The sequence below is a fragment of the Croceitalea marina genome, assembly GCF_042684265.1.
Lineage (GTDB): Bacteria > Bacteroidota > Bacteroidia > Flavobacteriales > Flavobacteriaceae > Croceitalea > Croceitalea marina.
This window is the reverse complement of sequence record NZ_JBHULB010000011.1, coordinates 98,848-112,970: the sequence shown is the minus strand read 5'-3', so window position 1 is coordinate 112,970 and position 14,123 is coordinate 98,848. Positions and strand designations below refer to the sequence as shown.

Annotated in this window: 14 protein-coding genes; 1 reads left to right on the top strand and 13 read right to left on the bottom strand. The window is 36.1% G+C overall.

The window, feature by feature from the left end:
- Positions 1–614: 614 nt before the first annotated feature.
- The 8 genes from ACFSQJ_RS09465 to ACFSQJ_RS09430 form a co-directional block, all read right to left on the bottom strand.
- Positions 615–1,373, bottom strand: a complete 759-nt coding sequence (locus ACFSQJ_RS09465; protein ID WP_377766716.1) for a LytR/AlgR family response regulator transcription factor — start codon at positions 1,371–1,373, stop codon at positions 615–617.
- 34 nt (positions 1,374–1,407) lie between these two features.
- Positions 1,408–2,316, bottom strand: a complete 909-nt coding sequence (gene menA / locus ACFSQJ_RS09460) for a 1,4-dihydroxy-2-naphthoate octaprenyltransferase (protein ID WP_377766715.1) — start codon at positions 2,314–2,316, stop codon at positions 1,408–1,410.
- Positions 2,317–2,916, bottom strand: a complete 600-nt coding sequence (locus tag ACFSQJ_RS09455) for an SPOR domain-containing protein (protein ID WP_377766714.1) — start codon at positions 2,914–2,916, stop codon at positions 2,317–2,319.
- Between the two features lie 175 nt (positions 2,917–3,091).
- Positions 3,092–3,925 carry a CvfB family protein gene (locus ACFSQJ_RS09450; RefSeq protein ID WP_377766713.1) on the bottom strand — a complete coding sequence of 278 codons (834 nt, stop codon included), beginning with the start codon at positions 3,923–3,925 and terminating at the stop codon, positions 3,092–3,094.
- A gap of 69 nt (positions 3,926–3,994) precedes the next feature.
- On the bottom strand, positions 3,995–4,336 hold the full coding sequence (locus tag ACFSQJ_RS09445; protein WP_377766712.1) for a DUF2853 family protein: 342 nt from the start codon (positions 4,334–4,336) through the stop codon (positions 3,995–3,997).
- A gap of 32 nt (positions 4,337–4,368) precedes the next feature.
- On the bottom strand, positions 4,369–6,108 hold the full coding sequence (gene menD, locus ACFSQJ_RS09440) for a 2-succinyl-5-enolpyruvyl-6-hydroxy-3-cyclohexene-1-carboxylic-acid synthase (RefSeq protein WP_377766711.1): 1,740 nt from the start codon (positions 6,106–6,108) through the stop codon (positions 4,369–4,371).
- 53 nt (positions 6,109–6,161) lie between these two features.
- Positions 6,162–7,223: a chorismate-binding protein gene (locus ACFSQJ_RS09435; protein WP_377766710.1), complete on the bottom strand. Its 1,062-nt coding sequence runs from the start codon at positions 7,221–7,223 to the stop codon at positions 6,162–6,164.
- Positions 7,204–7,626, bottom strand: coding sequence for a PaaI family thioesterase (locus tag ACFSQJ_RS09430; RefSeq protein ID WP_377766709.1), 423 nt, complete (start codon positions 7,624–7,626; stop codon positions 7,204–7,206). The genes ACFSQJ_RS09435 and ACFSQJ_RS09430 overlap by 20 nt, the downstream gene beginning before the upstream one ends.
- Before the next feature lie 58 nt (positions 7,627–7,684).
- Between ACFSQJ_RS09430 and ACFSQJ_RS09425 the strand changes: the two genes are divergently transcribed.
- Positions 7,685–8,329 carry an alpha/beta hydrolase gene (locus ACFSQJ_RS09425; RefSeq protein WP_377766708.1) on the top strand — a complete coding sequence of 215 codons (645 nt, stop codon included), beginning with the start codon at positions 7,685–7,687 and terminating at the stop codon, positions 8,327–8,329.
- 1 nt (position 8,330) lies between these two features.
- Here the strand turns inward: ACFSQJ_RS09425 and ACFSQJ_RS09420 are convergent, their stop codons facing one another.
- The 5 genes from ACFSQJ_RS09420 to ACFSQJ_RS09400 all read right to left on the bottom strand — a co-directional run bounded on the left by ACFSQJ_RS09420 (position 8,331) and on the right by ACFSQJ_RS09400 (position 14,111).
- The gene (locus ACFSQJ_RS09420; RefSeq protein WP_377766707.1) at positions 8,331–9,260 is read right to left on the bottom strand and encodes a hypothetical protein; all 930 of its coding nucleotides are present in this window, start codon (positions 9,258–9,260) and stop codon (positions 8,331–8,333) included.
- A gap of 81 nt (positions 9,261–9,341) precedes the next feature.
- A complete protein-coding gene (locus ACFSQJ_RS09415) occupies positions 9,342–10,595 on the bottom strand; it encodes an NAD(P)/FAD-dependent oxidoreductase (protein WP_377766706.1) in 1,254 nt (417 codons plus the stop codon).
- A complete protein-coding gene (locus ACFSQJ_RS09410; RefSeq protein WP_377766705.1) occupies positions 10,596–11,606 on the bottom strand; it encodes a 4-hydroxyproline epimerase in 1,011 nt (336 codons plus the stop codon). It lies immediately after the preceding gene.
- Positions 11,607–11,613: 7 nt separating this feature from the next.
- Positions 11,614–13,200 carry an aldehyde dehydrogenase (NADP(+)) gene (locus ACFSQJ_RS09405; protein ID WP_377766704.1) on the bottom strand — a complete coding sequence of 529 codons (1,587 nt, stop codon included), beginning with the start codon at positions 13,198–13,200 and terminating at the stop codon, positions 11,614–11,616.
- Positions 13,197–14,111, bottom strand: a complete 915-nt coding sequence (locus ACFSQJ_RS09400) for a dihydrodipicolinate synthase family protein (RefSeq protein WP_377766703.1) — start codon at positions 14,109–14,111, stop codon at positions 13,197–13,199. The genes ACFSQJ_RS09405 and ACFSQJ_RS09400 overlap by 4 nt, the downstream gene beginning before the upstream one ends.
- Positions 14,112–14,123 lie beyond the last annotated feature (12 nt).

The window sequence follows — 14,123 nt, the reverse complement described above, 5'->3', positions numbered from 1 at the left end:
CTTGTATTTGGTATGAATCATGTTCAAATTAATCTTGTGCATCATAAAAATGATGTTCTACGCCTAAAATCTCTAAGGTTTAATGCCAAAGGCACTAATGAATAGTTAGTTTGAGGAGATTTTAACAACAACTTAAACATCATATCTAAAAAAAGACCATACAAAAAGTATAGTCCTTTAAATATTATAATGTCGTAAGATTTGGCACATGATAAATTTCTATCAAAATTAGGATGAAACCCATGCCTTGGTTCGAAAATGTTGTGAAAGTGCCAAATTATGTTGTGAAACTAACGCTGTCATATGTGAAAGCGTATTTTATCGATGTTTTATGCATTTTAAAGACTATCTGAGAGCTATACTACAATTTAGAAACAAAAAAAAGCCTTATCGCTTATGATAAGGCTCTTTTACGAGAACACTATATGAAAATGAAAAAATTTACTTTCTTAATTATTACATAGTAAAAGTATTGTAGCTTGAGGATGAAAAGAAATTATTGTTGTGAACTTGCTATTACATGTGGTTTATACTTCTAAAAAGCATTTCTGTTCAACATCATTAAACAAAAAATGCCCTTGAAAGGGCATTTTACTATCTTAAATATCTTGTTCTTAAGAATTCATTGAAGAAATAATAAATTCTTTAAAATCTTTAGAAATTGGAATCAAGGTATTATTGATCATAATATCCTTTGAGTTAATAGCATCAATATGATCCACATTAACGATGTATGACTTATGGGCCCTGTAAAACTTTCCCTTAGGTAACTTTTCCAAATAATCCTTTAAAGGAGATCTAACCAAGAATTTCTTGTCAACAGTATTGACCTCTAAATAAACATTATCAGCTTTTATAAACTGAATGTCACCAAACTGTATTCGATAATATAGATGCTGTTTTTTGACGAAGATGGAGTCTTTTAAGACTGAATTGGACATAAAACTATCACCTTCATCATTGTCAACATCGGTATTATTATTTGTTTTGTTCGAATAATTAAAATTTGATAGGGCAATTTCAATAGAGGTATAAAGATCTTGTTGCTCAAAAGGTTTTACCAAATAACCATCTGGTTTAACCGTTTTAGCATTTTCCACTGTTGCCTTATCAGAATTGGAAGTAACGAATACAAAAGGTATGTTATATACGTCTCTTATGTGCTTACCTAAGTCTATTCCGGTTTTATCAGATGCCAGTATTATATCTATAAGAACCAAATCTATATGATTGTTCTTTAAAACCTCAACTGCCTGTTCGTATACAATCACATTGTCTACAACTTCATAACCTATTTCCTCTAACATGGATTGCATGTCATCTGCAATAATGACATTATCTTCTACAATAAGAATCTTTATGGGGTGTTCCAAAATAAGTTGGTTTACATTATTCTTTAGAATAAAATTACGAAAAATAATTAACTGCTACGTAAAACAGAAAGGATAGCAGGAATGTACTTAACGCAAGTTTCTTTAATTCAGTATCTAGTTGAGCAGGAACTTTGGTTACATGTACTTTTTTTAGATGAAAGATAATAGGAATATAAGCCACAAAATAAAAAAGTTGAGTAGTACTTTTAATACTAATAAAATGGAAGGTTAGCATTGCCACAAGGCTAATTAAAATTAGTGCGTAGTGGTATTTTTTTCCATTTTGAAAACCCATTTTAACTACCAATGTGTTTTTACCATGATTTCTATCGGAATCAACATCCCTAAGATTATTAAGGTTTAAAACTCCGACACATAAACACCCTATAGCTATTGCAGGTAATATTGCCAAATAATTTACCGTCTTAGTGTAAAGAAATAAGCAGCCCAAAACGCCTAGCAATCCAAAAAATATAAAAACAAAAATATCTCCTAAACCTCTATATCCATAAGGGGTGTTTCCCATTGTGTAGCGAATTGCAGCCCAAATACTAAATCCTCCTAAGGCAAGAAAAAGAAGTGGGTTAAGCCAGTTCTCAATACCAAAAGCCCTATAAATTAATGGAAGCGTGAGACAAAGACAAAAAACAACACTAATTATTATTCCAGATTTAAGCTCTCCTTTTTTTAAGGCACCACTTTGTAAAGCTCTTTTAGGGCCTACACGGTCATCTGAATCGGTGCCTTTAACCCCATCGCCATAGTCGTTGGCAAAGTTTGAGGTGATTTGAAAAGCCATGGTCGTTAGCAGTGCTAAGCAAAAAACAACCATGTCAGCATAACCTTGAAGATTCGCAAGGGCCGTTCCCACTAAAATACCTGAAATGGATAAGGGTAAAGTTCTAAGACGCGCAGCGCTTACCCATGCTTTTAATTTATTCAATTAAAACGGGTCTTCAATTTTTACACGCTTTCCATCTTGATAAGAGGCAACAAAGGCATCTTTAAAGCCCATATTTACAAGCTGTTTTCTAAAGCGTCGTGCTTCCTCTAAAGTTTCAAAATTACCCAAAGAATAGGCATAAAACGGATTTGTTTTTACAAATAAAGTATTCGTAAGTGCCTCAGAGGCTAGAGTAGCGTTATTTTCAACAAAAGACTTAACCTGAACCGAATATATTTTTTCTTTTTCTAAAAATTCCTTTGCCAAGTAAAACTCCTTAACTAGGCTTAACTCTTCATTTCTTTCTTTAAGAAAATTAATTCGGGTTCTGAATGAGTTTATGCTATCTTCAGCTTCAGCCAAGACTTCTTGACCTCTAAATTCGTTCGAAGTTCTAAGACCGGAGAAAAATGCCCAAAAACCAAATGTCAACAACAAAAAGACTAAAGTAATACCGGCCAACACATTACGCTGTATTCGAAGTTTTCTAAGGTCTTTATTTTTGAAACCTACTTGATCCAATAATCGCTCATTGATTATTTGTGATTTCTCAATATCCTTGTGTAAATCCAGTAAATCGCTCTCCTCTATAAATGGCATATATAAATGGATATTAATTTTGATTAATAGGCTCTAAACTAATAACTATCAATCACTTAAATGTAAAAATTCTTACAAATGTAAAATATTTGCACCAAGAAAAAAATAAAGCCAGATTAAATCTATTATTAACCGTTAAAAAGCAGGTTTTTACCTACAAATGAGGACTGGTAGATTACTCAGCCAAACGAATTCCATTAGGTTCTATAAGAATTTTTCGCTCTCGGTAAAGTGTACCTACCCCTTTTTTAAATGCCTTTTTGCTAAGCTGAAGTTCTTGTTTTATTTCTTCAGGAGAAGACTTATCGTGCAATGTTAAAAATCCGTCTGCTTCCTTAATCTTTTCTAGTATTCGTTGTGCGGTGGGTTCTAGCATCTTTTGACCAATGGGGAGTAAGGATACATCCATTTTTTTATCTTCCCTTATATTTTTTATGAAGCCCGTGATGCTATCGCCTATTTGTATTTCTTTAAATACATCGCTAAAGAACAAAAGGCCTTTGTGCTTATTATCTACTACAGCTTCCCACCCCAAATCGGTTTTTCTACTTATTAAAAGTGAAACTTCATCATTTACATTTTTTGTGATGTTTTCGTTATCCAGAAATTTATCCAACCTATTAGATGCCGTTAATCGAAACGATTGTTCGTCTAAATAGCAATGGACTACGTATTTTTTTCCTTGCTCCATTTTTAAGCGTTGTTCACGAAAAGGAACCAACAAATGCTTTTCTAGACCCCAATCCATGAATGCCCCATAAGTACTTAACTCCGCTACCTCTAAAAAAGCGAACTCATTTCTAATAATAAAAGGTTTCAGTGTTGTTGATACAGGTCGTTCACTACTATCTAAATAACAAAAGACCGTTAATTTTTGACCAATTTCTATAGGGTCTGGCACATATTTATTGGGTAATAATATCTCAGTACCCTCGTCATCGCCTAAAAAAAGACCTACGCTCGTACTTCTCAATATTTCTAGCGTGTTGAAATTTCCTAACTGTATCATTCGGTAAAAGTAGAAATAAAAAAACCGCCCAAAATTCTGAGCGGTCAAATATCTCTATAAAATTTGTTTCTAGTTATAAACAGATTCCTTTTTAAAATGTCTTGCCAATTGGTAATAGATTACTGCACGGTGTTTGTTCTTTTCAGACTTGCCATACTTTTCTATTACAGTGTTGATAGCATCCATTAGTTTTGGACTATCGGCAAGACCTAATTTTTTCATTAAAAAATTCTTCTTTACCGTCTCCAGCTCTTTGTCATCACTGCCCGAAACCTTTGAGGCATCAAGGTTGTAAATCGCTGGGCCTAATCCAATAGCAACTTTGGTTAGCAAGTCCATGTCAGGGGTTTCGCCAAATTTGCTTTTGATGTCAGCGGCATACTTTTCAATTAATTCGTCTCTTTTACTCATGATTGTTAGTGTTCTTATAGTTTACAATTCTTCTAAGATATAAAATCAAAGTAACCAAGCAAAATTTTGTCATTTAACTCTCGAGGAGTAAAAACCTCCAATACTTTTGGTTGTTCTGAGTTAACGTAAAAATCTAACAATTTTTCTTTAAGCCGAATTTCATCTTTAGCACTTTCATATTCGAAACCGTACTGCCTACATAAATGCTCCGCATTCATACCATGCCGGGTCTCAAAAAAGGTTGAAAAGTTTTCTGAATCTTCTGCTCCTGGTAAAATCCTAAAAATTCCACCACCGGAGTTATTGATCAAAATTATTCGAAAATTCTTTTTGATATAACTGTTCCAAAGGGCATTACTGTCATAAAAAAAACTCAGATCACCTGTAATCAAAAGTGTTGGTCCGTTCTCGTACATAGAAGCTCCTATCGCGGTAGATGTGCTGCCATCGATACCGCTTGTACCGCGATTACAAAATAATTTTAAGGTAGGGTTAATATCAAAAAGTTGGGCATACCGCACAGTAGAACTGTTCGCTAAATGTACTTGATAATTATTAGGGATACTATTTAAAACCTGATGAAAAACAGAAAAATCGGTAAACGGAATTTCTTCAAGATACCTACTCCTTTTAGCTTCATATGAATTTTTAACCGAGTTCCATTTATCAAAATAAGTACTATTTACCGGTTTATTATCCAATAATAAAGCCTCTAAAAAAGCGCTCGTATTGGTTTTAAAATGATATGTTAAAGAAAAATAGGTATCATAAGCCTTTACCTCATCTACATGCCAATGGTGCTTAGGAGCGTAGGTTCTTAAAAAAGCCTTGATTTTTTTTGAAACTACTAAGCCCCCGAAGGTTAGCAAGATATCTGGCTGTAAATCTTTAAACTGTTCGTCCGTATTTTTAGATTTTTCAATAGGAAAAATAATACTATCTATACTTTTAAAACAATTTTGATGATGTAGGTTAGAAGTTGTTTCAGTAAAAACAAGTACCGAGGGATTATTAGCTAGAACTGCCAATTGCTCTTTTTCTATTGCATTAGGATGGTTGACCCCGACAAGTACCATTTTCTTTTTTGAAGAATTCCAAAGGTCACGATACTTTTTGATATCATTTAAAACACTGTCATTACTTTGTATACCATCGTTTGGGTTTTGGTATGCTTCGCCAACCTTTTGAGTATCATACAGGGGTTCTTCAAAAGGTACATTGATATGAACAGGAAGTTGTTTATCTAAAACTACATAAAGCGCTTCGTTTACTTCAGAAGTATTGTGGTTTTCGATTTCTATCTGTTGTTGCGCCAACAAATGAGGAGCATAGCGCTCTATGCGCTCTTTGGCATGACTAACATCGAGCTTAAGATTTGCCGAATAACCAATATGTCTATGAAAAACATGATCTTGGCGAATGGTTTGTCCATCACCTACGTCAATCTTATAGGGTGGTCTATCAGCAGAAATTACCACCAATGGTATCGTGCTATAAAATGCCTCTGCAATTGCGGGATAATAGTTTAACAAAGCGCTTCCAGAAGTACATACAACGGCGACAGGGTTTTGTTGCTGTAGCGCCATACCCAATGCGAAAAATGCGGCACAACGCTCATCTACAATACTAAAACAATTAAAAAAAGGATTTTCGGTGAAACTGATAGTCAGGGGTGCGTTTCGCGATCCTGGGGAAATAACAATGTTCTTTATCCCCCTAGCTTGACATGCTGAAACTACTGCTATAGCCGAGGGTATATTTGACTGCTTCATGCCTGACAAAAATACGAACTGAAATAACTAAAACCGAGAAAAAACCCGTTTGGTTACAGCAAACTAAGCATTGTTTTGCTTTTATGCTGGGTTTCCATCCATTCGCTTTCGGCATTGGACTCCTCCGTGATACCTCCCCCAATAAAAATGCTCGCTTTTGTGTCTTCTAGTTTCATAGAACGCAAATTCACACATAAATGTGTTTTTCTAGAAACACCAAGATTAAGTTCGCCAAGAAAACCGGTATAAAACTCCCTATCATAATTTTCGTTCGCAATAAGAAATTCTTTAGCTGCAATCTTGGGCATCCCACAAACAGCGGGAGTTGGGTGTAAGGCATCGATAATACTATTCAAACCAAGTTCTTTTGGCAAGGAGCCGGTTATAAGAGATTTTAAGTGCCATAGTTTACCGGCTTTTACTGAAGTTGGCTCAGTGACATTGATATCAATTAGTTTATCAGAAAGTGCATCTACAATGTAGTCGGTTACCAATTGTTGCTCTTCCACTTCTTTGGAACTCCATTGGGGAGCTTGATTACTTTGTACAGGAAGTGTTCCTGCTAGTGAGGTAGTTGTTAAAACGGCTCCATCTATTTTGAGCAAGGTTTCCGGTGTGGCCCCTAACCACATTCCTGCTTTTGGATGATACCAAAGGTATTTAAAAGCTTCAGGATAGTAGTTCAGCAATGCCTCAAATAACTTAAAAGCATCTTTTTTAGTTTCTGAAATTAATTTACGTGAGACAACCACCTTTTTCAAAGCTCCGTTTTTAATAGAAGCCATTGCCTTATTCACCAAATCTAAATGGAATTCCTTTCCATTATCAGTTGAGCCAATAATCTGATTTTGTACTACGGGAGTTATTTCATAATCCGCCTGTAGTATTTTTTTACTGAAAAGTAGTATTGCTTTTTCTTTAGAATCGAATGGTGCAAAAACAAAACCAGATTCAAAAAAGTCTGAAGCATGCACTAAATTAGAAGTATTGGGGAGTATAGCTTTTACCAAAAGTTCATTGGGCCTCTGATATATAACAAAGGGTAAGTCTTTCTCTTTTTGAAAACGGGCTTCGGCAAAGAGTTGATAAAAATCTTTATTTTTTTGGGAGGGCAATTGTAGTTAATTTACAGTTAGAAATCAGTTCATCAGCTTCATTGGTCACCTTAATTTCCCAAAGTTGTGTGGTTCTGCCTTTATGGATAATCTGTGCTTTGGCATAAACAAAACCCTCACTTATGCTTTTCACATGATTAGCAGAAATTTCTATGCCTCGAACATAAAATTTATTCCCATCTAAAAAGATATAAGAAGCTGCACTACCCACACTTTCGGCCAAAGCTACTGTTGCGCCACCATGCAGCACTCCGTCTGGCTGATGAACTTTAGAATTAACAGGCATTCTTGCAATTAGAAAATTTTCTCCTACATCCACAAACTCAATAGCCAAGGTTTCCATTAAGGTTCCTTTGCAAATTTCGTTACAAACGGAAAGTATTTTTTCTTTGTGCTGATCCATTATTATTTTTTGTAAAATTAAGCATTACCCCTATAATAAAAGAGGCTATTTTTAAGCTATGGAATGTACCAAGAAAACTGTTGCCTTTACCAATACGAATTCTTATGAAACTCTTAACTATTTAACCTCACAGACAGAGAACGTTTGGATTGTGTTTCATGGTATTGGTTTTTTAAGTCGTTATTTTCTTAGGTTTTTTAAAGAATTAAATCCAAAAAAAAACTACATTATTGCACCACAGGCCCCATCAAAGTATTATCTAAATGGGGAATACAAATATGTTGGCGCGAGTTGGCTAACCAAAGAAGATACCCAAACCGAAATGGATAATGTACTGTCATATTTAGATGCAGTCATGAAATCTGAAAAAATACCAGAAGACAAAAGACTTATTATTTTAGGGTTTTCTCAGGGGGTATCAATAGCCTCAAGATGGATAGCAAAAAGAAAGATAATCTTCGACCGTCTTATTCTATATGCCGGGGGAATACCTTCTGAATTAAAACACAAAGATTTCAGTTTTATAGATTATAAAAAATCTACAATTCATCTTGTTTATGGTGATACGGATGACTATTTAACCAAGGAACGGCTTAAGCTTGAGAAAGAAAAAAGTGATTATCTTTTTAAGGATAATTACGAAATACAGGTATTTCAAGGCGGACATGAAATAAAACCTAGTGTATTAAAACAGTTTGAATAGCTTATTCTTGAGATTCCTCTATTTCTAATTTTGGAAAGTACTCTATTTTTCGTGTAGTATAGGTATTGTCGGGCAATACTATCTTCTTTACCCAGTTTTTTTCCTCATTATCATCAAACTGAAAAACGAATTCTTTGGTAGCTATTGCATTTTTTTGCTTGATGGTTTCTTTTTTCAAAATTCCTTCTTCATCGTATTCGAAAAGATGAATTTCTTGACTAGCAAAGCTGCCTTTAACGAGGTCATTTAAAAACAGTTCTTCATAAATAAGTTTACCACTTTCATCAAAACGCTGTTCAATTGCCTTATTGGGCTCGCCATCTAAGAAATCTTTGGTCAAAACGATTTTCTGGTCTCCCTTCAATTTAGATTTTTTAGTAGATGTTCTAATCGATTTTTCTATGACGCCGTTTGTAAAGCGTGTTTTAGTTAGTTCATTTTTAAAACTTGTATAATCAATCCTTGTTTCATCTACTGCATTTTCGTGAGAAGTGATGATTTTGAAAATTCTGTCCTCTTCTCCGAAAATAAATTCTTGCTGTTCTAAAAATTCTTTATCGTAAGATATAATTTGCTCTTTTATGATTTTTTGCCCTGTAGTATCGATTTCATAAAAATTTGCCATTGAGCTTGCCTCATCCAACACATTGTCTTTATAGCTCTCCATTCGTTTTTCCAATAAAAAACCATTAGCATATTTATAGGTGGTAATATCTTGATCGGCTTCATTGTAGGCAGTGGTAGACTTTATTAAAAAACCTTCTTCGTTAAATTCAAAAACTTCTTTACCGTAAGCCGTAATAACGGTACAGGTTTTTACATTGCCGTTCAAATCAAAATCGGCTAACTCAAAAAGTTTTAAGTCTTGCGCAAAAGATTGAGAACTAAACAATAAGCACATAAAAATGATACAGGGGTAATTTTTTATCATACTACAAAAATACTCTGATTTAAAACAAATGGAAAGCAAATGAAGTGCCAAACATCGAAATTATGCCCAATAGAATAAATTCTACTTGAATTTTCGCTCAGGATGCAATGCTTTTATATCTAAAGTAGTTTTAGAGTTAGAAATTAACTGAGCGACTAAACTACCTGTTATGGGCCCTAAACTCCACCCCATCATAGCATGGCCCGTAGCGATAACAAGGTTTCTATATCCAGAAGCCTTACCGATGTAAGGTAGACCATCTGGGCTCACTGGTCGTAACCCACATTGCGCTTTTGCTCTATCACTTTGAGAGATTTGAAGGCCTTTAAAATAGTTTGAAGCATTATTTGCTATTGCCGCTACTCTTTTCTTTCTAATCTTCGAATTTATGCCTGAAAATTCCATAGTACCCGCAAAACGCGTAAAACCTTTCATAGGCGTTACCGCCATTTTTGCTTCCATTAGTATAGCAGGCATTGTAATACCCGTTGGTTCTTTTACATCGATTCGATACCCTTTACCTGCTTGAATTGGTAGCGAAATTTCTAATTTTTTGGCCAAGTTCGATGACCATGACCCTGCAGCAAAAACAAGGTCATCGGTCTTGTATACATTTTTAGTTGTTTCTACTGTAGCGATTTTTTCATTCGAAGCTTTGAAACTTACAACTTCTTCATTCGTGTAGATACGAACTCCTTTCCCCTCAAGATAGTTCTTCATCTTTTGCATAAACTCATTTGGTGTGGTATGCCCGTCACACTCATAATGCACAGCACCTATGGCGTTAACGGAAATATTTGGTTCTATTTTCCGTATCCCTGCAGCATCTAATTGCTTAACTTCCAAACCTAAAAATTTAGCTTTTTCGGCTACTAGCATCTCGTGGTCTCCTTCAGCTTGGGTTTGGTAATACATCAACAAGCCTTTACGCTCAAGGTGGAAGTTTCCTAAATCTCCGGATGCTTTAATATCCATAAACAACTCTCTGCTCAACACATTAAGGTCTTTAATCAAAGGAATTGCTTTTTCAACCTTTTCTATAGTTGACGACTTCTTAAAATACCAGGCCCACTTAATAAAATCCTTATCTAGCCTTGGCTTCATGTAAAAAGGACTACTTGAATCAAACATATACCGTAATCCTTTCGAAATCATTCCTGGAGATGCCATGGGAATAATATGACTTGGGGTTATATAACCTGCATTTACATAAGATGCCCCAGAATTCATTTCAGATTTATCTATTATGGTAATGTCATGCCCGTCTTTCTCAAGATAATAAGCCGAACACAGCCCGATAATTCCGCCTCCAATAATAATAATTCTTTTGCCCATTCAAATAACTTGAAATCCGTGCGCGTACGGATCATCTTCGGTATCTATTGTAATAGTATTTTCACCATATATTTTTGCCCAGCCTTTTATACTAGGAACAATAGCTTTTACACCGTCTAATTGTGTCTCACGCTCTATTTTTCCTATAAAAGTAGAACCTATATAACTCTCATGAATAAACTCTTCTCCTACTTGTAACTTGCCTTTTGCATATAGTTGGGCTAGTCTTGCGGAAGTGCCAGTTCCACAAGGCGAACGGTCGATTGCTTTATCGCCGTAAAAAACTGCGTTTCTACCTGAAGAATTTACATTTAAGGGATTTCCGGTCCAAAGTAGATGGGAAACGTCGCGAATTGAATCATTTTCTGGGTGAATAAATTGGTCTGGGTATTTTTCATTTATCAGATTTCTAATATTTTGCGAAAGCTGAACCAACTTGCTTGCTGAAAAATCTTGTACTCCACTAAAATTGGTTTGCGGATCAATAATGGCATAAAAATTTCCGCCATAGGCAACATCAAAAACTAACTCTCCTAATTCAGGACAGTTAACTTCCAATCCTTCATGAGCTAAGTAACTCTTTACATTAGTAAGCTTTACCCATTCAACTTTGTCTTTTGGTTTATGATATTCTATCTCCACTAAGCCCGCCGGTGCTTCCATTCTAATTCTCCCAAGAACTTTAGGCACAATTAGACCTCTTTCGATAGCTATTGTAATAGTTCCAATAGTTCCATGCCCACACATAGGCAAACATCCAGATGTTTCGATAAACAATACCGAAACATCATTCTTGGGATTATGTGGTGGATATAAAATGCTTCCGCTCATCATATCATGTCCTCGTGGCTCAAACATTAACCCGGTTCTTATCCAATCGAACTCTTTTAAAAAATGTAGTCGCTTTTCATTCATTGAGGAACCAATTAGATTCGGTCCTCCCTCAACAACCAAGCGAACTGGATTTCCACATGTGTGGGCATCTATACATTTAAATTTATGGAGTGTCATTCTTCAATTATCGTTTACTATTGTTTTGAATCAAATCACCATTTAAAGTTCTGTTGATTTCGAGTGGATTATCATCTTGAAGCTCCAGCGGTAGTAATTCATTTGGCCAATTTTGAAAACTTACCGGCCTTACCCATCGGTATATGGCCTGTGAACCAACAGCACCGAACCGACTGTCAGTCGATGCCGGATATGGCCCACCGTGTTGCATAGCCGAACAAACCTCTACTCCGGTAGGAACACCATTAAAAATTAAACGCCCTACCCTGTTTTGAAGAGCGGCCACTACTTCTTTATAGTAGAAAATTTCATTGTTTTCAGAAACAATAGTTCCTGTTAATTGTCCTTCTAAAACAGTTATTGCACTTTCGAGTTCCTTTATGCTACTGCATTTTACAATCATCGAAAACGGCCCAAAAACTTCATTTTGCAATGATTTATTCACTATAAATGTAGAACCCGAAACTATTGCCAATGCCTGATTTGCGTAATTATCTGGACTGTCATCTAAACTAGCTTTTATTTGCACACCGGTCTCACTTTGAACTTTAGACTTATTGGCCTGGTAATACTTCTTTATTTGAGGGTTTAGCATACAAAAAGGCTTGACTTTTACTATTTCTGTGGCCAATTCTTCAATAAATGAGTCCAACTCAACACTATCTATGGCAAAAAGCAACCCAGGATTAGTGCAGAACTGCCCTGCCCCCAAAGTAATCGAACCAGCGTAGGTCTTTGCCAAAGTTTTGCCTTTCTCTTTTAATGCCCGAGGAAGAAATACAACTGGATTTACGCTTCCCATTTCGGCAAAAACAGGTATTGGTTCTTCACGATTAGCTGCCATATCATAGAGTGCTCTTCCCCCCTTAATACTTCCCGTAAAACCGATTGCTTTCGAGAGTGGATGTTCTACCAACTTCTTGCCAACTTCGATACCGCTACTATTGAGGTTAGAAAAAACGCCATTTGGCATACCTGTTTTCTCTGCTGCCCTTATAATTGCCGAAGCCACTAATTCTCCGGTACCTGCATGCATGGGGTGACTTTTCACCACAACTGGACAGCCAGATGCTAATGCACTTGCTGTATCTCCTCCGGCCGTAGAATACGCCAAAGGAAAATTACTAGCTCCAAAAACCACTACAGGTCCTAGAGGCAGCATCATTTTTCGTAAATCAGGCTTTGCCATAGGAGCTCTATCGGGCAAAGCTGTATCAATTGTTGCTTGTACCCATGAACCTTCTTCTACTAAATTGGCAAACATTCTTAATTGACCTACCGTTCTTGCGCGTTCCCCTTTTGCTCTACCCTCAGGTAGACCGGTTTCTTCACAATATACCTTTATCAGCTTATCGCCTAAAGCTTCTATCTCAAGGGCGATATGGTTTAGAAAATCACCTTTACGCCTCCCTGGCATAGTTTTGTATACTTTAAAGGCATCATGAGCTAGTCGCATAGCTTCGTCAACTTCAGCGTCAGAGGCTTCATAAAGCTTCCAATAATTTTCGGTATTCGATTCTGGGTTGAATGTGGTGAAGGTTTTGTTTCCTGAACTGGAAAGCTTATTTCCGATATAATTTTTTCCTGTAATCATAATGATTTGTAATCTGGTAGATCAGGTCTAGTTTTAACTCCTTGTTCGATGATTTCGAGTACTCGTTCTCTTTCAGGTCCTTGTAAAGGAAGCCTTGGTGCCCTTACATTCTCTGTTCCAATACCCGTAGCTACCTCGGCCAGTTTAATATTTTGAACCAATTGCGGATTAATATCTAGCTCTAACAAAGGTAAAAACCAACGGTAAATACGTATCGCCTCATCTATCCTTCCCGCTTTAGCGAGTTCATAAATAGCTACCGTCTCCCTTGGAAACGCGCAAACCAAACCTGCAACCCACCCATCAGCTCCCATTAGAATACTTTCTAAGGCCAAAGTATCTACCCCACAGAGAACTTTCAAACGATTTTTGAACTTATTTTTAATTCGTGTGACGTTAGAAACATTTCGAGTAGATTCTTTAACCGCCTGAATATTGTCAAGCTTTAAAAGTTGATCTAACATATCTAAGGTTACCTCAATTTTATAATCTACTGGGTTATTGTAAATCATAATTGGTAAATCGGTGCTTTTAGCTACCGTTTCAAAATAGGTTACAGTTTCGTAATCAGTTGATTTATATCGCATTGGAGGCAGCATCATTAATCCATCAGCACCATATTTATCGGCGTTATCAGCCGCCCTGATGGCATCTTTGGTAGACTGTTCCGCTATATTTATAATTACAGGCAACCTTCCATCTGCTAAACCTACAGTTGTTTCAATTAAAACACGTTTTTCATCATCTGTAAGCGTACTTGCCTCACCCAAGGTTCCGCCAAGTACAAGTCCATGAACGCCTGCATCAATTTGTGCCTTTATATTTACGGCGAACATATCTAAATCCAAGGTATCATCATCCGTGAATTTGGTAGTCACCGCGGGCATAACACCCTCCCAATTGAAGTACATTTTTATAGTTTT

Bases quoted from the DNA above. Each gene is read 5' to 3' on its own strand.
- ACFSQJ_RS09455 (WP_377766714.1), bottom strand. From the start codon at position 2,916: ATGCCATTTATAGAGGAGAGCGATTTACTGGATTTACACAAGGATATT.
- ACFSQJ_RS09450 (WP_377766713.1), bottom strand. From the start codon at position 3,925: ATGATACAGTTAGGAAATTTCAACACGCTAGAAATATTGAGAAGTACG.
- ACFSQJ_RS09445 (WP_377766712.1), bottom strand. From the start codon at position 4,336: ATGAGTAAAAGAGACGAATTAATTGAAAAGTATGCCGCTGACATCAAA.
- menD (WP_377766711.1), bottom strand. From the start codon at position 6,108: ATGAAGCAGTCAAATATACCCTCGGCTATAGCAGTAGTTTCAGCATGT.
- ACFSQJ_RS09430 (WP_377766709.1), bottom strand. From the start codon at position 7,626: ATGGATCAGCACAAAGAAAAAATACTTTCCGTTTGTAACGAAATTTGC.
- ACFSQJ_RS09425 (WP_377766708.1), top strand. From the start codon at position 7,685: ATGGAATGTACCAAGAAAACTGTTGCCTTTACCAATACGAATTCTTAT.
- ACFSQJ_RS09420 (WP_377766707.1), bottom strand. From the start codon at position 9,260: ATGATAAAAAATTACCCCTGTATCATTTTTATGTGCTTATTGTTTAGT.
- ACFSQJ_RS09415 (WP_377766706.1), bottom strand. From the start codon at position 10,595: ATGGGCAAAAGAATTATTATTATTGGAGGCGGAATTATCGGGCTGTGT.
- ACFSQJ_RS09410 (WP_377766705.1), bottom strand. From the start codon at position 11,606: ATGACACTCCATAAATTTAAATGTATAGATGCCCACACATGTGGAAAT.
- ACFSQJ_RS09405 (WP_377766704.1), bottom strand. From the start codon at position 13,200: ATGATTACAGGAAAAAATTATATCGGAAATAAGCTTTCCAGTTCAGGA.
- ACFSQJ_RS09400 (WP_377766703.1), bottom strand. From the start codon at position 14,111: ATGTACTTCAATTGGGAGGGTGTTATGCCCGCGGTGACTACCAAATTC.